We start from the raw sequence: 22646 nt of genomic DNA, 5'->3' as shown, positions 1-22646 counted from the left end.
ACACACCACAGGCCCGGCGGTCGCGCCGCCGGGCCTGGGATGAGCGATTGAACGACTACTGCGCGGGGCCCTCGACGGCCTCGGACGTCAGCAGACCCGCGTTGATCTCGCGCAGGGCGATCGACAGCGGCTTCTCGTGGACGTGGGTGTCGACGAGCGGACCGACGTACTCGAGGAGGCCCTCGCCGAGCTGCGAGTAGTACGCGTTGATCTGACGGGCGCGCTTGGCCGCGTAGATCACGAGGCTGTACTTCGAGTCGGTGGCCTCGAGGAGCTCGTCGATCGGAGGGTTGATGATGCCCTCGGGAGCGGTAATGGAAGAGGACACGCTCTGCCTTCCGAAAGGTGGAAATGACCTAAAAGTGACCTGAAAGATCAAACAACTTCTACCAAGGCTAGCAGCTCACGCGCCACGTCCTCGACGGAGGTGTTGACCAGGGTGACATCGAACTCCGACTCGGCCGCGAGTTCGATCTTGGCCGCCTCCAGGCGGCGCTCGATCACCTCGGGCGGCTCGGTGCCCCGCCCGGTGAGCCTGCGCACCAGCTCGTCCCAGGAGGGCGGAGCCAGGAACACGAGCAGGGCCTCCGGCATGGACTCACGGACCTGCCGCGCACCCTGGAGGTCGATCTCCAGGAGGACGGGCACACCCGACTCCAGGTGCTCAAGGACGGCGGCACGCGGCGTCCCGTAGCGGTTGCCGGCGAATTCGGCCCACTCCAGCAGCTCGCCGTTGGCGATCAGCTTGTCCATCTCCTCGTCGGAGACAAAGAAGTAGTGGACTCCGTGCTTCTCACCGGGGCGCGGCTTGCGGGTCGTCGCCGACACCGAGAGCCAGACCTCGGGGTGTTCCTTGCGCATATGAGCGACGACCGTGCTCTTGCCGACCCCAGAGGGGCCGGAGAGCACGGTCAGCCGCGGACGTTCACTCATGCAGCGATTATTCCAGCAATCCCGGTATGCCCAGGACTCAGGCGCCGGAGCCGCCGAACTCACGCTCCAGGGAAGCGATCTGGTTCGAGCCGAGGCCGCGCACGCGGCGACTCTCGGAGATACCGAGTCGCTCCATGATCTGCTTGGCGCGGACCTTGCCCACGCCCGGCAGGGACTCCAGGAGAGCGGAGACCTTCATCTTGCCGATGACGTCGTTCTCCTGACCCTGCTTGATGACCTCGTGAAGGGAGGCGCCGGAGTGCTTGAGTCGATTCTTGACCTCGGCCCGCTCCCGGCGAGCCGCGGCGGCCTTTTCGAGCGCGGCTGCGCGCTGTTCAGGGGTAAGGGGCGGAAGAGCCACGCCTACGTCACCTCGGATGTCGAACTGTCGGATACGGACCGGTGAGGAACCTAGTCGCCCCACACCTGGTGAGCTACGAGCAACACGCTTGCCCATTCGCTCTCGACGGAGACTAGCGGGCAAGTGCGCCGGAGTCAGCGAGAACAGAGGAAAAGTCCTGGTCAGCCTCCCTGGAGGCGGACATTTACGACATACTGCCCCGGATTTGAGGATGTATTCAGACTCGAACCGCTCCGGAGCCACTCATCGGAGGACTGTCGACCGCCCCTTGAAGAGCTCAGGCGGCGCCCACGGCAGCCCTGATCTCCTCCGCGAACCGCTCCGCGGACCCCCGCAGCGCGATCACGTCGGGACCGTGACGAAGAACACCCCGGCTCACGTTCGGCACGACATTGCGCACCGCCGTCCCGAAGACGCCCGACAGATCGGCCGCGGTGGCTCCCTGGGCGCCGATGCCGGGCGCCAGGAGCGGTCCGTTGATGTCCAGGTCGTAAGAGGAGAGGTCGCCCAGCGTGGCGCCGACGACCGCGCCGAAGGAACCCAGGGGCGTCTCTCCCGCGTTCTCGGCGGCGAGGTGGGCCAGCATGGTCGCGCCGACGTCGCGACCGTCCCCGCGGACCGCGTGCTGCACCTCGCCGCCCTCCGGGTTGGAGGTGAGCGCGAGGACGAAGAGCCCCGCGCCGCTCTCGCGCGCCAGCGCCACCGCCGGCTTCAGCGAGCCGTAGCCCAGGTAGGGCGACACGGTCAGCGCGTCCGAGAAGAGCGGCGCGTCCTTGCGCAGGAAGGTCTCCGCGTACGCGGCCATGGTCGAGCCGATGTCGCCGCGCTTGGCGTCCATCACGACCAGCGCCCCGGCCGCCCGTGCCTCCTCGACCGACTTCTCCAGGACGGCGATGCCGCGCGAGCCGAACCGTTCGAAGAACGCGCTCTGCGGCTTGAGAACCGCGACCCGCTCGGCCAGCGCCTCGACGACGGTGCGGCTGAACCGCTCCAGGCCCACGATGTCGTCGTTCAGGCCCCAGTCGGTGAGCAGCGACGCGTGCGGGTCGATGCCCACACACAGCGGGCCGCGCTCGTCCATCGCACGGCGAAGACGTGTGCCGAAGGGTTCCAGGCTCATGCGGACTTCCTCACGTCGGCGCCGACCGCGTCGGCGAGGGTGGCGTACGGGCTGGTACGGAGACGGGCGGCGAGCCCCTTGTGGATCGCTCGGCCCCAGAAGGGACCCTCGTAGATGAACGCGCTGTACCCCTGGACCAGCGTGGCGCCGGCCAGGATGCGCTGCCAGGCGTCCTCGGCGTTCTCGATGCCGCCGACGCCCACCAGGGTGATCCGGTCGCCCACGCGCGCGTAGAGGCGACGCAGCACCTCCAGGGAGCGCGCCTTCAGCGGCGCGCCCGAGAGCCCGCCGGTCTCCTTGACGAGCAGGGGTTCGGACTTCAGACCGAGTCCCTCGCGCGCGATCGTGGTGTTCGTGGCGATGATCCCGTCCAGGCCGAGTTCGACGGCGAGGTCGGCGACCGCGTCGACGTCCTCGTCGGCGAGGTCGGGCGCGATCTTGACGAGCAGCGGCACACGCCGGTCGGTGACCGCGCGGTCGGCGGCCTCGCGGACGGCGCTCAGCAGCGGCCGCAGTGCCTCGGTGGCCTGCAGATTGCGCAGGCCCGGCGTGTTCGGCGAGCTCACGTTCACCACCAGGTAGTCCGCGTGCCGGGCGAGCCGCTCGGTCGACTTCACGTAGTCGCCGACGGCCTCCTCCTCCGGGACGACCTTGGTCTTGCCGATGTTGACGCCCACGACGGTCCTGAAGACGGGCGTACGGGCCCCCAGACGCTCGCTGACGGCCGCGGAGCCCTCGTTGTTGAACCCCATGCGGTTGATCAGCGCCCGGTCCGGCACAAGGCGGAACAGTCGCTTCTTGGGGTTGCCCGGCTGCGGCTCCCCGGTGACCGTGCCGATCTCGATGTGGTCGAAGCCGAGCATCGACATCCCGTCGATCGCGACGGCGTTCTTGTCGAAGCCCGCCGCGAGCCCGAAGGGACCGTGCATCCGCAGCCCGAACGCCTCGGTCCGCAGCTCCTTGTGGCGGGGCGCGAGCGCGGCGGCGATGAACGTACGCAGCACGGGAATGCGGACGGCGAGCCGGATCCAGCGGAAGGCGAGGTGATGGGCCTGCTCGGGGTCCATCCGCTTGAAGACCAGCCGGAAGAAAAGCTTGTACATGTCTCAGTGTCCTCTTGCAGCTCTCGGTGTCCTCTGAAGCCTCATGAAGAGGGGGACACCGTTTCCGGTGTCCCCCTCAGGGCTGCTAGTCGCGGGCCGCAGTCAGATGTTCGGCGTGTTCCTGGAGTGAGCGGACGCCCACGTCGCCGTGGTTGAGCGCGTCGATTCCCTGGACGGCGGCGGCGAGCGCCTGGACGGTCGTGAGGCACGGCACGGAGCGTGCCACCGCGGCCGTACGGATCTCGTAGCCGTCGAGGCGGCCACCGGTGCCGTACGGCGTGTTGACGATCAGGTCGACCTCGCCGTCGTGGATGAGCTGGACGATGGTCCGCTCGCCGTTCGGGCCGGTGCCCTCCGACTGCTTGCGCACGACCGTCGCGTTGATGCCGTTGCGCTTGAGCACCTCGGCCGTACCGGAGGTGGCCAGCAGCTCGAAGCCGTGGGCGACCAGCTCGCGCGCCGGGAAGATCATCGAGCGCTTGTCGCGGTTGGCGACCGAGATGAAGGCGCGGCCCTTGGTCGGCAGCGGGCCGTACGCGCCCGCCTGGGACTTGGCATACGCCGTGCCGAACACGGAGTCGATGCCCATGACCTCACCGGTGGAGCGCATCTCCGGGCCGAGGACGGTGTCGACACCGCGCCCGTGGATGTCGCGGAAGCGCGACCACGGCATGACGGCCTCCTTGACGGAGATCGGCGCGTCGAACGGCAGCTCACCGCCGTCACCGTGCGCGGGGAGCAGCCCCTCCGCCCGCAGCTCCGCGACGGTCGCGCCCAGCGAGATCCGGGCGGCGGCCTTCGCCAGCGGGACCGCGGTCGCCTTGGAGGTGAAGGGCACGGTGCGCGAGGCTCGCGGGTTGGCTTCGAGGACGTACAGGATGTCCCCCGCCATCGCGAACTGGATGTTGATCAGGCCGCGCACCCCGACACCCTTGGCGATGGCCTCCGTCGAGGTCCGCAGGCGCTTGATGTCGAAGCCGCCCAGCGTGATCGGCGGCAGCGCGCACGCCGAGTCGCCGGAGTGGATGCCGGCCTCCTCGATGTGCTCCATGACACCGCCGAGGTACAGCTCCTCGCCGTCGTACAGCGCGTCGACGTCGATCTCGATCGCGTCGTCGAGGAACCGGTCGACCAGGACGGGCCTGGAGGGGCTGATCTCGGTCGACTCGGCGATGTACGAGGACAGTCGCGTCTCGTCGTACACGATCTCCATGCCGCGCCCGCCGAGGACGTACGACGGCCGTACGAGGACCGGGTAGCCGATCTCGTCCGCGATGGCCTTGGCCTCGGCGAAGGTGGTGGCGGTGCCGTGCTTGGGGGCCGGGAGGCCGGCCTCCGCGAGGACGCGTCCGAAGGCGCCGCGGTCCTCGGCGGCGTGGATCGCCTCGGGGGACGTACCGACGACCGGCACACCGTTGTCCTTCAGCGCCTGCGCCAGGCCCAGCGGGGTCTGGCCGCCGAGCTGGACGATGACACCGGCGATCGGGCCGGCCAGCGACTCCGCGTGGACGATCTCCAGCACGTCCTCGAGCGTCAGCGGCTCGAAGTACAGGCGGTCGGAGGTGTCGTAGTCCGTGGAGACGGTCTCGGGGTTGCAGTTGACCATCACGGTCTCGTAGCCCGCCTCGCTGAGCGCGAAGGAGGCGTGGACGCAGGAGTAGTCGAACTCGATGCCCTGGCCGATGCGGTTCGGGCCGGAGCCCAGGATGATCACCGCGGGCTTCTCGCGCGGCGCGACCTCCGTCTCCTCGTCGTAGGAGGAGTAGAAGTACGGGGTCTTCGCCGCGAACTCGGCGGCGCAGGTGTCGACCGTCTTGTACACCGGGCGCACGCCCAGCGCATGCCGCACCTCGCGCACGACGTCCTCGCGCAGCCCGCGGATCTCGGCGATCTGGACGTCGGAGAAGCCGTGCCGCTTGGCCTCGGCGAGCAGCTCGGGGTCGAGCTTGTCGGCGGCGGCCAACTCGTCCGCGATCTCCTTGATCAGGAAGAGCTGGTCGACGAACCACGGGTCGATCTTCGTCGACTCGAAGACCTCCTCGGGCGTGGCGCCCGCGCGGATGGCCTGCATGACGGAGTTGATCCGGCCGTCGGTGGGCCGCACGGCCTCTTCCAGGAGAAGGGCCTTGTCACCGGGCTCGCCGACGAACGTGAACTGGCTGCCCTTCTTCTCCAGCGACCGCAGCGCCTTCTGCAGCGCCTCGGTGAAGTTGCGGCCGATCGCCATGGCCTCGCCGACCGACTTCATGGTGGTCGTCAGGGTGGAGTCGGCGGACGGGAACTTCTCGAAGGCGAAGCGCGGGGCCTTCACGACCACGTAGTCGAGCGTCGGCTCGAAGGAGGCCGGGGTCTTCTCCGTGATGTCGTTCGGGATCTCGTCGAGCGTGTAGCCGACGGCGAGCTTCGCGGCGATCTTGGCGATCGGGAAGCCGGTCGCCTTGGAGGCGAGCGCCGAGGAACGTGAGACGCGCGGGTTCATCTCGATGACGATGATGCGGCCGTCGTCGGGGTTCACCGCGAACTGGATGTTGCAGCCGCCGGTGTCGACGCCGACCTCGCGGATGATCGCGATGCCGATGTCGCGCAGCCGCTGGTACTCGCGGTCGGTCAGCGTCATCGCCGGCGCGACGGTGATGGAGTCACCGGTGTGGACGCCCATCGGGTCGAAGTTCTCGATGGAGCAGACGACCACGACGTTGTCGTTCTTGTCGCGCATCAGCTCCAGCTCGTACTCCTTCCAGCCGAGGATGGACTCCTCCAGGAGCACCTCGGTGGTCGGGGAGAGCGTGAGGCCCTGGCCGGCGATGCGGCGCAGCTCCTCCTCGTCGTGCGCGAAGCCGGAGCCGGCGCCGCCCATGGTGAAGGAGGGGCGGACGACGACGGGGTAGCCGCCAAGCGTGTCGACGCCCCTCAGGACGTCGTCCATGGAGTGGCAGATGACGGACCGGGCGGACTCGCCGTGGCCGATCTTCGCGCGGACGGCCTCGACGACGCCCTTGAAGAGGTCGCGGTCCTCGCCCTTGTTGATCGCCTCGACGTTGGCGCCGATGAGCTCGACGCCGTACTTCGCCAGCACACCCTGCTCGTGCATGGAGATCGCGGTGTTGAGGGCCGTCTGGCCGCCGAGCGTCGGCAGCAGGACGTCCGGGCGCTCCTTGGCGATGATCTTCTCGACGTACTCGGGGGTGATCGGCTCGATGTACGTGGCGTCGGCGATCTCCGGGTCGGTCATGATCGTCGCCGGGTTGGAGTTGACCAGGATGACCCTCAGGCCCTCGGCGCGCAGGATGCGGCACGCCTGGGTGCCGGAGTAGTCGAACTCGGCGGCCTGGCCGATGACGATCGGGCCGGAGCCGATGACCAGGACGGACTGGATATCGGTGCGCTTAGGCACGCTGGCCCTCCATCAGGGATACGAAGCGGTCGAACAGGTAGGCGGCGTCGTGCGGGCCCGCTGCCGCTTCGGGGTGGTACTGCACGCTGAAGGCCGGCTGGTCGAGGAGGTGGAGTCCCTCGACGACCTGGTCGTTCAGGCAGACGTGGGAGACCTCGGCGCGGCCGTAGGGGGTCTCGGAGACCTTGTCGAGCGGCGCGTCGACGGCGAAGCCGTGGTTGTGCGCGGTGACCTCGACCTTGCCGGTCGTGCGGTCCTGCACCGGCTGGTTGATGCCTCGGTGGCCGTACTTCAGCTTGTAGGTGCCGAAGCCGAGGGCGCGGCCGAGGATCTGGTTGCCGAAGCAGATGCCGAAGAGCGGGGTCTTGCGGGCGAGGACCTCCTGCATGACGGCGACGGGGCCGTCCGCGGTGGCCGGGTCACCGGGACCGTTGGAGAAGAAGACCCCGTCGGGGTTGACGGCGTACACGTCCTCGGCCGTGGCCGTGGCGGGCAGCACGTGCACCTCGATGCCGCGCTCGGCCATGCGGTGCGGGGTCATGCCCTTGATGCCCAGGTCGACGGCGGCGACGGTGAACTTCTTCGCGCCGATGGCGGGGACGACGTACGTCTCCTTGGTGGCGACCTCTTCGAAGAGGCTGGCGCCCTTCATCTCGGGCGCCTGGCGCACCTCGGCGAGCATGGTGCCCTCGTCGGGCAGCGCGTTGCCGGAGAAAATGCCGACGCGCATGGCGCCGCGCTCACGCAGGTGACGGGTGAGGGCGCGGGTGTCGATACCGCTGATGCCGACGACACCCTGGCTGCGCAGTTCCTCCTCCAGCGAGCGCCGGGCGCGCCAGTTGGAGGGCACGCGCGCGGGGTCGCGTACGACGTAACCGGAGACCCAGATCCGCTTCGACTCGGGGTCCTCGTCGTTGACGCCGGTGTTGCCGACGTGCGGGGCGGTCATGACGACGACCTGGCGGTGGTACGACGGGTCGGTGAGGGTCTCCTGGTAGCCGGTCATCCCGGTGGAGAACACGGCCTCGCCGAAGGTCACCCCCACGGCCCCGTAGGCGCGGCCACGGAAGGTCCGGCCGTCCTCCAGGACGAGTACGGCGGGAGCTGCCTTGTGCCTCTGCGAGGCGGCTCCCTGGATGGAGGTCGTCATCGTGCGCCTTCCGTCTTGGTGCTCTTGTTGATCATGTCGTTCAGGGTGTCGACCCACTCGGTGTGCTCGGCCGCGCGGTCCGAGCGGAACCCGGAGTCGATCAGCTTGTCGCCGTGTGCCCAGGTGACGACGAGCAGACCGCCCTCGCTGAGGACCTTCCCGGCGATGCCCTTACCGAGCAGTGCCTCGCGCAGTGCCTCGGCCGGGATGAAGAAGTCGGTGGCCCCGGGGCGTACGACGTCAAGACCCGCGTCGGTCAGCGTGAGCTCGACTCGGCTGCGGGTGCCCAGGCCGTGCGCCACGATGCGGTCCAGCCACTGCCCGGCAGTGGTGGAGCCGTGGTAGCGGCCGCTCATGCTCAGTTTCGCCGGGCCGGGGTCTTCCGGCACGGTGGGCAGCTCGGGCAGGTCACCTTGGAGGGTGCCGCGCCACTTCCAGCCCTCGCGCATCAGCCAGTAGACGAGGGCGACGAACAGGACGAGGCCCACGAGCCAGCCGATCCGGGCGGCCCAGTCGGTCACTTCGGCCGACTTCTGTTCGGCGGCCACGGAGGCGGCCATCGGGATGAGAGGTGTCACGCGAGCTTCCCGTCGACGAGGGTGGCCTTGCCCCGCAGCCAGGTGTGCGTGACCCGGCCCGGCAGCTCACGGCCCTCGTAGGGGGTGTTGCGGCTGCGCGAGGCGAAGCCCGCGGGGTCCACGGCTCCACGGTATGCCGTGTCGACGAGCGTGAGGTTGGCGGGCTCACCTGCCGAGACGGGACGGCCGTGGCCCGCGGCCTGCCCGATCCGGGCGGGCTTGAAGGACATGCGGTCGGCGACACCGGCCCAGTCCAGCAGCCCGGTCTCCACCATCGTCTGCTGGACGACGGAGAGCGCGGTCTCGAGCCCCACCATGCCCATGGCGGCGGCGGCCCACTCGCAGTCCTTGTCCTCATGCGGGTGCGGCGCGTGGTCGGTGGCCACGATGTCGATCGTGCCGTCGGCGAGCGCCTCGCGCAGGGCCGTCACGTCACGCTCGGTGCGCAGCGGCGGGTTGACCTTGTAGACCGGGTTGTACGAGCGGACCAGCTCGTCGGTGAGGAGGAGGTGGTGCGGGGTGACCTCGGCGGTGACGTCGATGCCCCGCGACTTGGCCCAGCGCACGATCTCGACGCTGCCCGCGGTCGACAGGTGGCAGATGTGGACGCGCGAGCCGACGTGCTCGGCGAGCAGGACATCTCGGGCGATGATCGATTCTTCGGCCACCGCGGGCCAGCCCCCGAGCCCCAGCTCGGAGGAGACGACGCCCTCGTTCATCTGGGCGCCCTCGGTGAGGCGGGGCTCCTGCGCGTGCTGCGCGACGACGCCGCCGAAAGCCTTCACGTACTCCAGGGCCCGGCGCATGATCACCGCGTCGTCCACGCACTTGCCGTCGTCCGAGAAGACCGTGACGCCTGCCGCGGATTCGTGCATCGCGCCCAGCTCGGCGAGCTTCTTGCCCTCCAGGCCGACCGTGACGGCGCCGATGGGCTGCACATCGCAGTAGCCGTGCTCCTGGCCGAGCCGGTAGACCTGCTCGACCACGCCGGCGGTGTCGGCGACCGGGAAGGTGTTGGCCATGGCGAACACGGCGGTGTAGCCGCCGCTCGCCGCCGCGCGCGTACCGGTCAGGACGGTCTCGGAGTCCTCGCGGCCCGGCTCGCGCAGATGGGTGTGCAGGTCGACGAGGCCCGGCATGAGGACCTTGCCGTCGGCCTCGACGACCTCGGCGCCCTCGTCGGAGAGGCCGGTGCCGACCGCCTCGATGACGGCGCCGTCGATCAGCACGTCCTGCGGCTCGCCCCCGAGCACCTTCGCACCACGGATCAGGATCTTGCTCATGCTTCTTACTTCTCCTCGGTACGGGTGTGGGTGACGGCGGGCTCGTTGCCGCCAAGGAGCAGGTAGAGCACGGCCATGCGGATCGAGACGCCGTTCGCCACCTGCTCGACAACGGTGCAGCGGTCGGAGTCGGCGACCTCGGCGGTGATCTCCATACCGCGGACCATCGGGCCGGGGTGCATCACGATGGCGTGCTCGGGCATCTTCGCCATGCGGTCGCCGTCGAGGCCGTAGCGCCGCGAGTACTCGCGCTCGGTGGGGAAGAACGCCGCGTTCATCCGCTCGCGCTGGACACGCAGCATCATCACCGCGTCCGACTTGGAGAGAGTGCTGTCGAGGTCGTACGAGATCTCGCAGGGCCAGGTCTCCACGCCGACCGGCACCAGGGTGGGCGGCGCGACGAGGGTGACCTCGGCGCCGAGGGTGTGGAGCAGGTCGACGTTGGAGCGGGCGACCCGGCTGTGCAGGATGTCGCCGACGATCGTGATGCGCTTGCCGGCCAGGTCCTGACCGATCCCGGCGTCGCGGCCGACCAGGCGGCGGCGCATGGTGAAGGCGTCGAGCAGGGCCTGCGTGGGGTGCTGGTGGGTGCCGTCGCCGGCGTTGATGACGGCGGCGTCGATCCAGCCGGAGGTGGCGAGCCGGTACGGGGCTCCGGAGGCGCCGTGCCGGATGACGACGGCGTCGACGCCCATGGCTTCGAGGGTCTGGGCGGTGTCCTTCAGGGACTCCCCCTTGGACACCGAGGAACCCTTGGCGGTGAAGTTGATGACGTCCGCGGAGAGGCGCTTCTCGGCGGCCTCGAAGGAGATCCGGGTACGGGTCGAGTCCTCGAAGAAGAGGTTGACGACGGTGCGGCCGCGCAGGGTCGGCAGCTTCTTGATCGGCCGGTCGGCGACCCGGGCCATCTCCTCGGCGGTGTCGAGGATCAGGACGGCGTCGTCGCGGGTGAGGTCGGCGGCCGAGATGAGATGACGCTGCATCTGTCAGGCTCCGTAAGGCAGTTCAGGAGAATTCGGGCAGGCGGGCGCGCATGGAGGCGCACTCGGGGGCGTACGGCACTGGCGTAATCCGGAGTGCTAGTGCTGTGCGTCCGAGGAGGTCCGCTTCGCACCGAGCAGCACGGTGTCGCGACCGTCCTCCTCGGCGAGCTGGACCTTGACCGTCTCCCGCAACGACGTGGGGAGGTTCTTGCCGACGTAGTCGGCGCGGATGGGCAGTTCGCGGTGGCCGCGGTCGACGAGGACCGCGAGCTGCACGGCGCGCGGGCGGCCGATGTCGTTCAGCGCGTCGAGTGCGGCGCGGATGGTGCGGCCGGAGAAGAGCACGTCGTCGACGAGGACGACCAGGCGGCCGTCGATGCCGTCACCGGGGATCTCGGTGCGGGCCAGCGCACGCGGCGGGTGCATGCGCAGGTCGTCGCGGTACATGGTGATGTCGAGCGAACCGACCGGGATCTTGCGATCGGTGATCTCTTCGAGCTTGTCGGCCAGCCTGCGGGCCAGGAAGACGCCCCGGGTCGGAATGCCGAGGAGCACCACGTCGTCGGCGCCCTTGGCACGTTCGACGATCTCGTGGGCGATGCGGGTCAGCACCCGCGCGATGTCGGGGGCCTCGAGAACGGGCCGCGCATCGGCTTCGTACTGCTGCTTGTCCTGCTCTGTGTCCATACGAAACGGACCTCCTTCTCCGCCTCACGGGACGGATCATTAAAGGACGTCGGATTTGCGCCATCCACGGTACCAGCTCGGCAACGCGCCTGATCACCACCCTGCGGACCACCGCCGGTGACTCCCACGCGAAGGTCGGTCCGGACCATTCGGCTTGACGGGGGAGAGTAACGCTGCGTAACCTCACAGTGAGTCACCAGAGTCACCAGCCGCGCGGCGGAGCCGCACGTTGATACAGCGTCCGGGGAGCTATATGTCCAGCGAATACGCCAAACAGCTCGGGGCCAAGCTCCGGGCCATCCGCACCCAGCAGGGCCTTTCCCTCCACGGAGTCGAGGAGAAGTCACAGGGACGCTGGAAGGCGGTCGTGGTCGGGTCGTACGAGCGCGGCGACCGCGCCGTCACCGTGCAGCGCCTCGCCGAACTGGCGGATTTCTACGGGGTTCCCGTGCAGGAGCTGCTGCCCGGCACCACTCCTGGCGGAGCCGCCGAGCCGCCGCCGAAGCTCGTCCTCGACCTGGAGCGGCTGGCCCACGTGCCGGCCGAGAAGGCGGGTCCGCTGCAGCGTTACGCCGCGACGATCCAGTCCCAGCGCGGTGACTACAACGGCAAGGTGCTGTCGATCCGCCAGGACGACCTGCGCACCCTCGCCGTCATCTACGACCAGTCGCCCTCGGTCCTCACCGAGCAGCTGATCAGCTGGGGCGTCCTGGACGCGGACGCGCGCCGCGCCGTCTCCCACGACGAGAGCTGACCCCTTCGGGGAGTTCAGCAGAAACGTGCCGCCGGGGTGGCCGGAACCATGTGTTCCGGCCACCCCGGCGGCTTTCTGCGGGCCTCTGGAACCTCACGGGTACGGGAACGCCGGAGGGCCCGCAGCGGACGTGCTGCGGGCCCTCCGGCGTTCTGGTGCGTCGTCTACGGGCGCGTACGGACCACGGGCGCCGTTCGACTAGGCCTCGTCGCGGCGCAGCGACGGCTTCAGGTCCTTCAGCCGGCCCAGCAGTCCGTTCACGAACGAGGGCGACTCGTCCGTGGAGAACTCCTTCGCCAGCTGCACCGCCTCGTCGAGGACCACGGCGTCGGGGGTCCCGTCGACCCAGATCAGCTCGTAGGCGCCGAGGCGCAGGATGTTGCGGTCGACGACCGGCATCCTGTCCAGCGTCCAGTCGACGGCGTACGTCGCGATGAGCTCGTCGATCCGCTTCGCCTTGGTGGCGTAGCCCTCGACCAGCTGCATCGTGTACTCGCTGACCGGGGGCTGCCGGGTGTCGGTCCGGGAGTGCCGGATCCAGTCCGCGAGGACCGTCAGGACGTCCACGCCGCGCTGGTCGCCCTCGAAGAGGATCTGGAAGGCGCGCTTGCGGGCCGTGTTGCGGGCAGCCACGGTTAGCTGTTCACCCGGCCGAGGTAGTCGCTCGTGCGGGTGTCGACCTTGATCTTCTCACCGGTGGTGATGAAGAGCGGGACCTGGATCTGGTGACCGGTCTCCAGGGTGGCGGGCTTGGTGCCGCCGGTGGAGCGGTCGCCCTGGACACCCGGCTCGGTCTCCTGGATGACGAGCTCGACGGCGGCCGGCAGCTCGACGAAGAGCACCTCGCCCTCGTGCTGCGCGACGGTGGCGGTGAAGCCCTCGATCAGGAAGTTGGCGGCGTCGCCGACGGACTTGCGGTCGACCATGAGCTGGTCGTACGTGTCCATGTCCATGAAGACGAAGTACTCGCCGTCCATGTACGAGAACTGCATGTCGCGCTTGTCGATCGTGGCCGTCTCGACCTTGACGCCGGCGTTGAACGTCTTGTCGACGACCTTGCCGGAGAGCACGTTCTTCAGCTTGGTGCGCACGAAGGCCGGGCCCTTGCCGGGCTTGACGTGCTGGAACTCGACGACGGACCAGAGCTGGCCTCCGTCGAGCTTGAGCACCAGGCCGTTCTTGAGGTCGTTCGTGGAAGCCACGGTTGCGGAATCTCCTGGACTGACGTGGACGACCCCGGGACACGCGCGTAGCGATTGGCTAGAGCGCGAGCAGTTCCTTGGTCGTGATGGTGAGTAGCTCGGGTCCGCCGTCCGCCTCGGGGCGTACGACGAGCGTGTCATCGATCCTGACACCGCCCCGGCCCGGGAGGTGGACCCCCGGTTCGACGGTGACCGGCACGCAAGCGTCCAGTTTACCCATGGCTGCGGGAGCGAGCTGCGGGTCCTCGTCGATTTCGAGCCCCACACCGTGTCCGGTCAGCGGAGGAAGGCCCTCCGCGTGCCCCGCGGAGTCGAGCACCTGGCGGGCTGCCCGGTCCACGTCACGGTAGGCGGCGCCGGGCGCCAGCGCCTCGCGTCCGGCCCGCTGGGCGGCGAAGACGAGGTCGTACAACTCGATCTGCCAGTCGGCGGGCGAGGTGCCGATCACGAAGGTACGGCCGATTTCACAGCGGTAGCCGCGATAGGTCGCGCCCAGGCAGACGGAAAGGAAATCTCCCTCCTCGACGCGCCGGTCGGTGGGCCGGTGCGTGCGCCGTCCGGAGTTCGGTCCGGTGCCGACGGAGGTCGCGAAGGCGGGACCGTCGGCGCCGTGGTCGACGAGCCGGCGCTCCAGCTCCAGCGCGAGATGGCGCTCGGTGCGGCCGACGAGGATGGACTCGAGGAGCTCCCCGAGCGCCTGGTCGGCGATCTCGGCGCCGATCCGCAGACAGGAGATCTCCTCCTCGTCCTTGATCACCCGCAGCTGCTCCACCGCGCAGCCCAGGTCGGCGAGGCGCAGGCGGGGGGCCACCGAGCCGATGGCCCGGTGCCGGGCCACGGTGAGGTGGTGCTCCTCGACGGCCAGGGAATCGGCGCCCTGGGCGAGGGCGGCATCGGCGGCGGCCACGGCCGGGTCGCCTCCGGCGCGCGGCAGCACCACCACGCGCAGCGCCTCGTCGGGACGCCCCTCGCCGGCCTCGCCGCTCGGCGGAGCGCCGCAGAGCAGCAGGTCCTCGCTCGTGCCCAGCAGGAGGACGGCACCGCGCGGGGCCGCGCCCCCGAGGTACCTCACGTTGGCCGGGCGGGTGACGAGCGCCGTCGCGCTGCCGCCCGCCGCACAGCGCTCCCGAAGCCGCTCGCGTCGCGCCGCGTACACCTCTGACATAAATCGAGCCTACGAGCGTCGACGCGATGTCGCCGTTCCAGCGGGGCCGGATGGGCGGCAGGCGGCCGACGGTAAGGCGGAGGCACCGCGGCGAGGGTTCAGGGGGCTGGTTCCTCGACTGCGATCGGCGGGGGTCCGACAGGCGGTGCGCCCCGGCTCGCGGGGCACCCCCCAGGGGACCGGCACGTCGGAGGCAAGCACCCCGGCGGTACTCCGGACATCGGCGGGCGGCGACGCCACGGATACGGCACCCCTACGGGGTCGCGGACGGCGCTCTGCCGCGAGCCGCCCGGCGCTCCTCCACCGATGCCGTGCGGCGTGCGGCCGACGCGTTACCGCCGCTCTCGCCGGGCTACCACTGCGGTGGGCTCGCGAGGGAGCGGGCCAGGACTTCGTCCAGGACGCGGGCCGTGGACGGGATGTCCAGCTGGGAGTTGTCGATGATGGGGAGCCCGGAACCGTACCAGCCGGCCATCCGGCCGTGGATACGGGCGACTTCCTCGTCGGTCAGGCGGCGGTTTCCGGAGCGCTCGGCGTTGCGCTCCAGGACTATCTCCAGGCCCGGCAACAACACCACGGGCAGCAACCCCGGGCCGACGTGTCGCTTCCAGCCGCCGAGGCCGACGACCGGGCGGTCCGGGAAGACCGCGTCGTCGAGGATGCAGGAGATGCCGTTGGCCAGGAAGTTCCGCGCGGCGAAGCCGCAGGTGCGGCGGGCCAGGCGGTACTGCGCCTCCGAATGGTCGTTCCACCCCGACTGCGGATCGGCGAAGCCCGAGCGCACCCATTCGCGTACGTCGTCGAGGCTGATGTGGGCGGTCGGCACCCGGCGGTGGTCCGCCCAGTACTTGGCGACGCTGGTCTTGCCCGCGCCCGCGGGCCCGATGAGCAGTACGGCGAGGGTGGTCGCCGTGGGGTCGGGGGCGCCCGTGGCGGGCGGCGCGCTGGGCATGGCGACCGGGCCGCCCGGGGGCAGTTGCACATGGCCCGTCGTGTCGGGAATCGCCGGTGCGGGGGCGTGCTGCGGGGACGCGGGATGCGGCAGGTGCGAGGGCGGTGCCGGATGTCCCGGAGGCGGACCGGCGAAGCCGGGGCCCGGTGGGCTCATGGGCGCCGGACCGGGGGGTCCGCCCGGGTGTCCCGGGTGCTGTGCGGCCGACGACCAGTCGGCGGCCGGTCCGTGCCCCGGCTGGTGGGGCGGCGGCAGCGGAGCCCCCACTGCGTGCTGCATCCGGTGCCACTCCGTCTCGTGCAGGCGATTGACGCTGGCGAGCGGAGCCTCCCGCTCTCCCCCACAGCCTAAAGGGCATGGGAGAGGCCCCGCCGAACGGTACCTTCCCCGGCCGCCGTTGTGTGAACGGCCGGGGAAGCTGCGGAGTGCCCATGAGGGGAGGGCAAATCGGGCCAACCAGGGGCCCGTTGGGAGCTACTCCCCCACTTCGCCGTACGCGGCGAGGAGCACGGCCGGGTCGGGGCCCTCCAGGACGGTCGGCTTGGCCAGCCCGTCCAGGACGATGAAGCGCAGCAGGCTGCCGCGGGACTTCTTGTCGACCTTCATGTTCTCCAGCAGCTTGGGCCACTGGTCGTAGCGGTAGCTGAGCGGAAGGCCGACGGACTCCAGGATCGTGCGGTGGCGGTCGGCGGTCGCGTCGTCCAGCCGGCCCGCCAGTCGGCCGAGTTCGGCGGCGAAGTGCATACCGACGGCGACGGCCGCGCCGTGCCGCCACTTGTAGCGCTCGTTCTTCTCGATGGCGTGCGCGAGGGTGTGGCCGTAGTTGAGGATCTCGCGGAGCCCCGACTCCTTGAGGTCGCCGGAGACGACCTCGGCCTTCACCTTGATGGAGCGCTCGATGAGCTCCGCGGTGTGCGGGCCCGCGGGCGTCCGTGCCGCCTCGGGGTCGGACTCGATGAGCTCCAGGATCACCGGGTCGGCGATGAAACCGGCCTTGATGATCTCCGCGAGCCCGGAGACGAAGTCGTTGACCGGCAGCGAGTCGAGCGCGGCCAGGTCGCAGAGCACGCCCGCGGGCGGGTGGAAGGAGCCGACGAGGTTCTTGCCCTCGGCGGTGTTGATGCCGGTCTTGCCACCGACCGCCGCGTCCACCATGGCCAGCACGGTGGTGGGTACGGCGATCCAGCGCACCCCGCGCAGCCAGGTCGCCGCCACGAATCCGGCCAGGTCGGTGGTGGCGCCGCCGCCCACGCCGACGATGACGTCGGTGCGGGTGAAGCCGGACTGGCCCAGCGCCTTCCAGCAGTAGGCGGCGACCTCCGCGGTCTTGGCCTCCTCCGCGTTGGGCACCTGGATGGCGACGGCCTCGAAGCCCTGTCCGGCCAGGTCGGCGCGGAGCGCCTCCCCGGTCTCGGCGAGCGCCTCGGGGTGGATGATCGCGACGCGCTGGGCCTTGTCGCCGATCAACCCGCCCAGTTCACCGAGGAGTTGACGGCCGACCAGAACCTCGTAGGGGTCGGTGCCCGCGGTGCCGCCGACCTGGATACGCGTCACTGCCTCGCTCATGCTTCCTTCAACTCCAGTGCGTCGAGGACGGCTTGAGCGACCTCTTCGGGGGTGCGGCCGTCGGTCGGCACGACCGACCGGGCCACTTCGGTGTACAGGTGGCGGCGCGCCTCCATCAGCTCGCGCCACTGCCGGCGCGGGTTGACCGCGAGCAGCGGACGGGCCGCGTTCAGGCCGGTGCGCTGGACCGCCTCCTCGACGTCCATCGAGAGGTAGACGACCCGGTGCCCGGCGAGCAGCGCGCGGGTGTCGGCGTCGAGGATCGAGCCGCCGCCCAGCGCCAGCACCCCGTCGTGCTCGGCCAGCGCCTTGTGCACGGCGCTCTTCTCGATGGCGCGGAAGACCGGCTCGCCCTCGTCGACGAAGATGTCGGCGATCGTGCGGCCCTTCTCGGCCACGATGTCGTCGTCCGTGTCGCGGTAGGCGCAGCCGAGCCGCTCGGCGACCAGTGCGCCGACAGTGGACTTGCCCACGCCCATCGGCCCGACGAGGACGACCAGCGGTCCAGCGGTCACCGCACGACCAGGTTCTCGAGGTACGACTCGACGTTGCGCCGCGTCTCGGGCACGCTGTCGCCGCCGAACTTCTCGGCCACCGCGTCCGCGAGGACGAGGGCGACCATGGCCTCGGCGACGATTCCGGCGGCCGGGACCGCGCAGACGTCGGAGCGCTGGTGGTGGGCCTTGGCGGCCTCGCCGGTCGCCACGTCGATGGTGGCCAGCGCGCGCGGCACGGTCGCGATCGGCTTCATCGCGGCACGTACGCGCAGCAGCTCGCCGGTGGTCAGACCGCCCTCGGTGCCGCCGGAACGGCCGGAGGTACGGCGGATGCCGTCCTCGGTGTGGACGATCTCGTCGTGGGCCTTGGAGCCGGGCACACGGGCCAGCTCGAAGCCGTCGCCGACCTCGACGCCCTTGATCGCCTGGATGCCCATGAGCGCGGCCGCGAGCCGGGCGTCGAGGCGCCGGTCCCAGTGCACGTGCGAGCCGAGGCCCACCGGCACGCCGTACGCGAGCACCTCGACGACGCCGCCGAGCGTGTCGCCGTCCTTGTGGGCCTGGTCGATCTCCGCGACCATCGCCTTCGACGCGTCGGCGTCGAGGCAGCGCACCGGGTCGGCGTCGAGCCTCTCGACGTCCGAGGGCTTGGGGTAGACGCCGTACGGGGCCTTCGCCGCGGCCAGCTCGACCACGTGCGAGACGATCTCGATCCCGGCCGTCTGCTTCAGGTACGAACGGGCCACCGCGCCCAGCGCGACACGGGCCGCGGTCTCCCGGGCGGAGGCGCGCTCCAGGATCGGCCTGGCCTCGTCGAAGCCGTACTTCTGCATGCCCGCGAGGTCGGCGTGGCCGGGCCGGGGCCGGGTCAGCGGCGCGTTGCGGGCCACCTCCGCCAGCACCGACGGGTCCACCGGGTCGGCCGCCATGACCTGCTCCCACTTGGGCCACTCGGTGTTGCCGACCATGACGGCCACCGGCGAGCCGAGGGTGAGTCCGTGCCGGACACCGCCCAGGAAGGTGACCTCGTCGCGCTCGAACTTCATCCGGGCACCGCGCCCATAGCCCAGGCGCCGCCGGGCCAGGTGGTCCGCCACCATCTCCGTGGTGATCGGCACGCCGGCGGGAAGACCCTCCAGCGTCGCGACAAGTGCGGGACCGTGGGACTCCCCCGCGGTCAGCCAGCGCAACCTGCTCAACGGTGCTCCTCATGCTCGCGCCCTGGTACTGCTTGCTGCGTACACGCGTCCTCGTGTACGGCGACGGCGCGACCGGGTGCGCGGCCCGGGCCCGCCACCTCCGATCCTCCCACGTCCGGGCGTGGTGTCCCGCCGCAGGTCCATCAGGCGGGACGCCACCCAGCGCCCCGGGCGGGGCTCAGCGGCTCGCGAGGGCCTGCTCGCCCGCCTTGCGCATGGCGTCGAGCGGCGCGGGCGCGCGTCCGGTCATCTGTTCGACCTGGAGCACCGCCTGATGCACCAGGAGGTCGAGTCCACTGACCACGGCGCCGCCGTAGCCGGACCAGCGAGCCGCGAGGTCGGTGGGCCACGGGTCGTACAGCACGTCGAAGAGCGTCGCGGGCCGTTCCGGTACCGCGGCGGACAGGGCGTCCGTCGTGCCCGCCGGGGTGGTCGCGATCACGAGCGGGGCGCGCAGGGCCCGCGCGGCGTGCGCCCAGTCCTCCGTACGGACCTCGACGTCGAGCCGCTCGCCCCACTGCCGCATCTCGGCAGCCCGCTCCGCGCTGCGGACATAGGCGACGACCTCGCCGGTGCAGATCCGGGCGAGCGCGGCCAGCGCGGAGGAGGCGGTGGCGCCCGCGCCGAGGATCGCGGCGGAGTCCACCTGCTCGATCCCGCGCTCGCGCAGCGCGGCGACCATCCCGGGGATGTCGGTGTTGTCTCCGACGCGGCGCCCGTCGTCGGTGAACACGACGGTGTTGACCGCCTCCACGGAGGCCGCCGTCTCACTGACCTCGTCAAGCAGCGGGATGACGGCCCGTTTGAGCGGCATGGTCAGCGACAGGCCCGCCCACCCGGGACCGAGGTCCCCGAGGAAGCCCGGCAGCGCCTCCTCGTCGACCTCGAAACGGTCGTAGGACCAGTCGTCGAGTCCCAGTTCCCGGTACGCGGTGCGATGCAGCACCGGCGAGAGGGAATGGGCGATCGGGGAGCCGAGTACCGCGGCCCTTCGGGCGTCAGTTGCCCGAACTCTCATTGAACTTGTCCTTGAGCTTCTGGAATTCCGCATAGGTCTTGGCGAATTCGGTGTTGCTCTGCCCGTCGGTCGCCACGAAATAGATCCAGCCGTCACTGGTCGGGTTGAACGTCGCCTTGAACGCGTCGTCCCCGGGGTTTCCGATCGGCCCGGGCGGCAGGCCCCTCCGCGTATAGGTGTTGTACGGGTCCATGTTGCTGTTGATCTCGGACTCGCTGATGTTGATGTTGCTCTGGCCCTTCAGATAATTGAAGGTCGAGTCGAACTGGAGCTTCCTGTTGGTCTCCGTGTTCGTGGCCTTGAGACGGTTGTAGATCACCTCGGCCATCTTGCGGAAATCGTCGTGGGTCTTGCCCTCGGCCTGGACGAGGCTCGCGACCGTGACGACCTGCAGCGGGCTCTCCAGGTTCAGTTCCTTGGCCTTGGCCGTGAGGTTGTACGCCGCGTACTTCTCCTTGGCCTGCGCCACCATCTGCTTCAGGATCGCCTCGGGCTTCATGCCCTTCGCGGCGGGATACGTCGCCGGGTAGAGGAATCCTTCCAGCGGATCCTTTATGTCCTTGCTGTTGCCCGCCCAGCTGGGAAGTCCGAAGGTTTTGTACTCCTTCTTGGCGATCTTCCCAGTGGTGCCGTCCGCGAGATCGAGCTTCTTGTCGATCGCCTGGTAGACAAGGATGTTGCGTTGCCCGGGAGCGACGATCACATTGTTCTGGCTCTTGGGGTCGAGCATCAGCTTGACCGCGCTGGCAGCCGACATGCCCTTCTTCAGCACATACGCGCCCGCCTGGATCTTGTCCCCATTGGGGGTCTGCTGCTGAGCGGAGACGAAGGCGTCGACGCTCTTGACGATGCCGGCGTCCTTCAGCACCCGTCCGATCGCATAACCGAACGCACCCTTGGGAATCTCGACCGTCACCTCGCCCGAGCCGTCACCCGCGTAGTCCGGAGCCGGTCCGAAACGATTTTGGTAGGTATGGTACCCGTAATATCCGACTGCGCTGATACCGCCGCCGAAGACCAGCACCACCATCAGGCAGGCGCAGCCACTGCGGCGCTTCTTGCCCTTGTCGCTCTTGCCGCCACGGACCTTCCGGTCGCCGCGGCCGGCCTTGGGGTCGTCGTCGAGGTCGTCGTCATCGTCGTCACCGCCCGCGAAGAAGGCGTGTTCACCCTGATCGGGACCCGGGTCCCAGTCGGTCTCCGGTTCGGGCTCGGCACGGCGGCGGGCGGGCGGCTCCGGCGGCGGGTACGCGTCGGGCGTGCCGTACTGGTCCGGCTGCTCGGCGGCGTACACGGCGGCCTGGTCCCCGTACGGGTCCGTCGGGTCGGCGGCGTAGGCGACTTGGCGCTGCGTCCCGTTGTCCCACCCGCCGTTGTGGTACTGCTGCTGCTCCTGGCCGTGGTACTGCTGCTGACCCGGATCGACGTACTGCTGCTCCTGGCCGGCGTACTGCTGCTGGCCCTGGCCGGGAAAGTGCTGCTGTCCCTGGTCGTGGAACTGCTGCTGCCCCTGGTTGTTGTACTGCTGCTGCTCCTGACCGTGGTACTCCTGCTGACCCTGGCCGTGGTAGTGCTGCTGACCCTGGCCGTAGCCGCCCTGCGGACCGGGACCCCATTCGCCGTACTGCGCCTGCGGCTGCGGCTGCGGCTGCGGCTGCGGCTGCGGCTGCTGCGGATAGTGCTGCGGCTGCTGCGGATAGTGCTGCGGCTGGCCGCCGTAGGGGGACTGGCCGTCGACGGCCTGCCCTTCCCATCCGCCATCCCCGTACAACGGGTCCTCCGGATTCCACGGTTCGGAGCCTGCGCCCCGGCCATACTCAGTCATCGATCCCCTACGAGCCGCGAGGCGGTGGGGGCTGAGCGCCCGTGACCCGGCATCCTATCCGCCTCTTCTGCTGTGTGACAGCTGTTCGAACAGTCCCACATGGCGCGGAACGTTACCGTATCGCGATCAGTTGACATTCATTTCTCGGCTGGGAAATGGCCGGCAGTCGCCTGCTTGGCTTCCTACCTCACCGTCGGCAGCCCCGTCACGGAAGCACCCCGTTGAGGTCTTTCACCAGCTCCACCGGTTGCGACCGCCCGCCTGACGGCCAGAAAGGTTCTTCGCCCCGTCCGTGTCCCTGTCGTGACGGGTTCCACAGACGGGGCACGTCCGCTCTCACAATCGACGGTCGCGACGTTCACGCCTGGGACCGGTGACCCTTGAACGACAGCTCAGGCAGTGGTCTCGACGCCCTCGCCCGGCGCCTTCCCCGACGCCCGTTCGGACTCCAGAGCCTGCTGAAGGATGATGACGGCGGCCGCCTGATCGATGACGGACCTGCCCTTTTTCGACTTCACGCCCGACGCGCGTAGACCCTGGCTGGCCGTCACCGTGGTCATCCTCTCGTCGAGGAGGCGGACCCCGACGGGCGCGATCGCCCGGGCCAGCTCCTGGGCGAAGGCGCGCACCTTCACGGCGGCCGGGCCCTCGCCCCCCTTGAGGGAGCGAGGGAGCCCGACGACGACCTCGATCGGCTCGTACTCCTCGACGAGTTGCTTCAGCCGGCGCTGCGCGGCAGGGACATCGCGCCCCGGCACGGTCTCGACCGGAGTCGCGAGGATCCCGTCGGGGTCGCACGAGGCGACCCCGATCCGGGCGTCCCCGACGTCGATCGCGAGCCGGCGGCCGCGGCGCATGCCGCGGCCGCCCCCGCTC

Annotated in this window: 22 protein-coding genes; 1 reads left to right on the top strand and 21 read right to left on the bottom strand. The window is 69.9% G+C overall.

Features of this window, described 5'->3' with window-relative positions; translation table 11 throughout:
• Positions 1–55: 55 nt before the first annotated feature.
• From rpoZ to pyrR, 11 genes are all read right to left on the bottom strand, one after another.
• Positions 56–328, bottom strand: coding sequence for a DNA-directed RNA polymerase subunit omega (rpoZ, locus tag OG819_RS27715; RefSeq protein ID WP_003982715.1), 273 nt, complete (start codon positions 326–328; stop codon positions 56–58).
• A gap of 47 nt (positions 329–375) precedes the next feature.
• A complete protein-coding gene (gene gmk, locus OG819_RS27710; protein ID WP_266651431.1) occupies positions 376–933 on the bottom strand; it encodes a guanylate kinase in 558 nt (185 codons plus the stop codon).
• Between the two features lie 37 nt (positions 934–970).
• The gene (locus OG819_RS27705) at positions 971–1294 is read right to left on the bottom strand and encodes an integration host factor (protein WP_016638838.1); all 324 of its coding nucleotides are present in this window, start codon (positions 1292–1294) and stop codon (positions 971–973) included.
• Positions 1295–1571: 277 nt separating this feature from the next.
• A complete protein-coding gene (gene pyrF / locus OG819_RS27700; protein WP_266623119.1) occupies positions 1572–2414 on the bottom strand; it encodes an orotidine-5'-phosphate decarboxylase in 843 nt (280 codons plus the stop codon).
• Positions 2411–3517: a quinone-dependent dihydroorotate dehydrogenase gene (locus tag OG819_RS27695; protein ID WP_266581071.1), complete on the bottom strand. Its 1107-nt coding sequence runs from the start codon at positions 3515–3517 to the stop codon at positions 2411–2413. Before OG819_RS27695 ends, pyrF begins: the two co-directional genes overlap by 4 nt.
• An 85-nt stretch (positions 3518–3602) precedes the next feature.
• Entirely contained in the window at positions 3603–6911 is a 3309-nt protein-coding gene (carB, locus tag OG819_RS27690; RefSeq protein WP_266623121.1) for a carbamoyl-phosphate synthase large subunit, read from the bottom strand.
• Positions 6904–8061 carry a glutamine-hydrolyzing carbamoyl-phosphate synthase small subunit gene (carA, locus tag OG819_RS27685; RefSeq protein WP_266651430.1) on the bottom strand — a complete coding sequence of 386 codons (1158 nt, stop codon included), beginning with the start codon at positions 8059–8061 and terminating at the stop codon, positions 6904–6906. The genes carB and carA overlap by 8 nt, the downstream gene beginning before the upstream one ends.
• The gene (locus OG819_RS27680; protein ID WP_266623124.1) at positions 8058–8639 is read right to left on the bottom strand and encodes a hypothetical protein; all 582 of its coding nucleotides are present in this window, start codon (positions 8637–8639) and stop codon (positions 8058–8060) included. The genes carA and OG819_RS27680 overlap by 4 nt, the downstream gene beginning before the upstream one ends.
• Positions 8636–9922 (bottom strand): dihydroorotase, encoded by a 1287-nt coding sequence (locus tag OG819_RS27675; protein ID WP_266623125.1) that lies wholly within the window; start codon positions 9920–9922, stop codon positions 8636–8638. Before OG819_RS27675 ends, OG819_RS27680 begins: the two co-directional genes overlap by 4 nt.
• A 5-nt stretch (positions 9923–9927) precedes the next feature.
• The gene (locus tag OG819_RS27670) at positions 9928–10905 is read right to left on the bottom strand and encodes an aspartate carbamoyltransferase catalytic subunit (protein ID WP_266651429.1); all 978 of its coding nucleotides are present in this window, start codon (positions 10903–10905) and stop codon (positions 9928–9930) included.
• A 96-nt stretch (positions 10906–11001) separates the two neighbouring features.
• Positions 11002–11592, bottom strand: coding sequence for a bifunctional pyr operon transcriptional regulator/uracil phosphoribosyltransferase PyrR (gene pyrR, locus OG819_RS27665; protein WP_099923780.1), 591 nt, complete (start codon positions 11590–11592; stop codon positions 11002–11004).
• Positions 11593–11845: 253 nt separating this feature from the next.
• Here pyrR and bldD point away from each other — a divergent pair, with 253 nt between their 5' ends.
• Positions 11846–12346, top strand: a complete 501-nt coding sequence (bldD, locus tag OG819_RS27660; protein ID WP_152786397.1) for a transcriptional regulator BldD — start codon at positions 11846–11848, stop codon at positions 12344–12346.
• Between the two features lie 198 nt (positions 12347–12544).
• On the opposite strand, the gene nusB is transcribed toward bldD, so the two are convergent.
• The 10 genes from nusB to ruvX form a co-directional block, all read right to left on the bottom strand.
• Positions 12545–12979: a transcription antitermination factor NusB gene (gene nusB, locus OG819_RS27655; protein WP_266416352.1), complete on the bottom strand. Its 435-nt coding sequence runs from the start codon at positions 12977–12979 to the stop codon at positions 12545–12547.
• A gap of 2 nt (positions 12980–12981) precedes the next feature.
• Positions 12982–13548 carry an elongation factor P gene (efp, locus tag OG819_RS27650; protein ID WP_010988257.1) on the bottom strand — a complete coding sequence of 189 codons (567 nt, stop codon included), beginning with the start codon at positions 13546–13548 and terminating at the stop codon, positions 12982–12984.
• A 58-nt stretch (positions 13549–13606) separates the two neighbouring features.
• Positions 13607–14713, bottom strand: coding sequence for an aminopeptidase P family protein (locus tag OG819_RS27645; RefSeq protein WP_266623126.1), 1107 nt, complete (start codon positions 14711–14713; stop codon positions 13607–13609).
• Positions 14714–15065: 352 nt separating this feature from the next.
• Entirely contained in the window at positions 15066–15944 is an 879-nt protein-coding gene (locus OG819_RS27640) for a Pro-rich N-terminal domain-containing protein (protein WP_266623127.1), read from the bottom strand.
• Positions 15945–16139: 195 nt separating this feature from the next.
• Complete coding sequence (gene aroB, locus OG819_RS27635; protein ID WP_266581083.1) at positions 16140–17231, bottom strand: 3-dehydroquinate synthase; 1092 nt, start codon at positions 17229–17231, stop codon at positions 16140–16142.
• Positions 17228–17746: a shikimate kinase gene (locus OG819_RS27630; protein WP_266623128.1), complete on the bottom strand. Its 519-nt coding sequence runs from the start codon at positions 17744–17746 to the stop codon at positions 17228–17230. The genes aroB and OG819_RS27630 overlap by 4 nt, the downstream gene beginning before the upstream one ends.
• Positions 17743–18927, bottom strand: a complete 1185-nt coding sequence (gene aroC, locus OG819_RS27625) for a chorismate synthase (protein ID WP_266623129.1) — start codon at positions 18925–18927, stop codon at positions 17743–17745. Before aroC ends, OG819_RS27630 begins: the two co-directional genes overlap by 4 nt.
• A gap of 178 nt (positions 18928–19105) precedes the next feature.
• A complete protein-coding gene (locus tag OG819_RS27620; RefSeq protein ID WP_266623130.1) occupies positions 19106–19945 on the bottom strand; it encodes a shikimate dehydrogenase in 840 nt (279 codons plus the stop codon).
• A complete protein-coding gene (gene mltG, locus OG819_RS27615; RefSeq protein ID WP_266651428.1) occupies positions 19926–21770 on the bottom strand; it encodes an endolytic transglycosylase MltG in 1845 nt (614 codons plus the stop codon). Before mltG ends, OG819_RS27620 begins: the two co-directional genes overlap by 20 nt.
• A gap of 392 nt (positions 21771–22162) precedes the next feature.
• On the bottom strand, positions 22163–22627 hold the full coding sequence (ruvX, locus tag OG819_RS27610) for a Holliday junction resolvase RuvX (protein WP_266422011.1): 465 nt from the start codon (positions 22625–22627) through the stop codon (positions 22163–22165).
• Between the last annotated feature and the right edge of the window lie 19 nt (positions 22628–22646).

The sequence above is a fragment of the Streptomyces sp. NBC_01549 genome (assembly GCF_026339955.1).
Lineage (GTDB): Bacteria > Actinomycetota > Actinomycetes > Streptomycetales > Streptomycetaceae > Streptomyces.
This window is presented reverse-complemented; position numbering and strand designations above follow the sequence as displayed.

Excerpts from the sequence above, each read along its gene's own strand:
- gmk (WP_266651431.1), bottom strand. The coding sequence starts at position 933 with ATGAGTGAACGTCCGCGGCTGACCGTGCTCTCCGGCCCCTCTGGGGTC.
- pyrF (WP_266623119.1), bottom strand. The coding sequence starts at position 2,414 with ATGAGCCTGGAACCCTTCGGCACACGTCTTCGCCGTGCGATGGACGAG.
- OG819_RS27695 (WP_266581071.1), bottom strand. The coding sequence starts at position 3,517 with ATGTACAAGCTTTTCTTCCGGCTGGTCTTCAAGCGGATGGACCCCGAG.
- carA (WP_266651430.1), bottom strand. The coding sequence starts at position 8,061 with ATGACGACCTCCATCCAGGGAGCCGCCTCGCAGAGGCACAAGGCAGCT.
- OG819_RS27675 (WP_266623125.1), bottom strand. The coding sequence starts at position 9,922 with ATGAGCAAGATCCTGATCCGTGGTGCGAAGGTGCTCGGGGGCGAGCCG.
- OG819_RS27670 (WP_266651429.1), bottom strand. The coding sequence starts at position 10,905 with ATGCAGCGTCATCTCATCTCGGCCGCCGACCTCACCCGCGACGACGCC.
- pyrR (WP_099923780.1), bottom strand. The coding sequence starts at position 11,592 with ATGGACACAGAGCAGGACAAGCAGCAGTACGAAGCCGATGCGCGGCCC.
- bldD (WP_152786397.1), top strand. The coding sequence starts at position 11,846 with ATGTCCAGCGAATACGCCAAACAGCTCGGGGCCAAGCTCCGGGCCATC.
- OG819_RS27645 (WP_266623126.1), bottom strand. The coding sequence starts at position 14,713 with ATGTCAGAGGTGTACGCGGCGCGACGCGAGCGGCTTCGGGAGCGCTGT.
- OG819_RS27640 (WP_266623127.1), bottom strand. The coding sequence starts at position 15,944 with ATGCAGCACGCAGTGGGGGCTCCGCTGCCGCCGCCCCACCAGCCGGGG.
- aroB (WP_266581083.1), bottom strand. The coding sequence starts at position 17,231 with ATGAGCGAGGCAGTGACGCGTATCCAGGTCGGCGGCACCGCGGGCACC.
- OG819_RS27620 (WP_266623130.1), bottom strand. The coding sequence starts at position 19,945 with ATGAGAGTTCGGGCAACTGACGCCCGAAGGGCCGCGGTACTCGGCTCC.
- mltG (WP_266651428.1), bottom strand. The coding sequence starts at position 21,770 with ATGACTGAGTATGGCCGGGGCGCAGGCTCCGAACCGTGGAATCCGGAG.
- ruvX (WP_266422011.1), bottom strand. The coding sequence starts at position 22,627 with ATGCGCCGCGGCCGCCGGCTCGCGATCGACGTCGGGGACGCCCGGATC.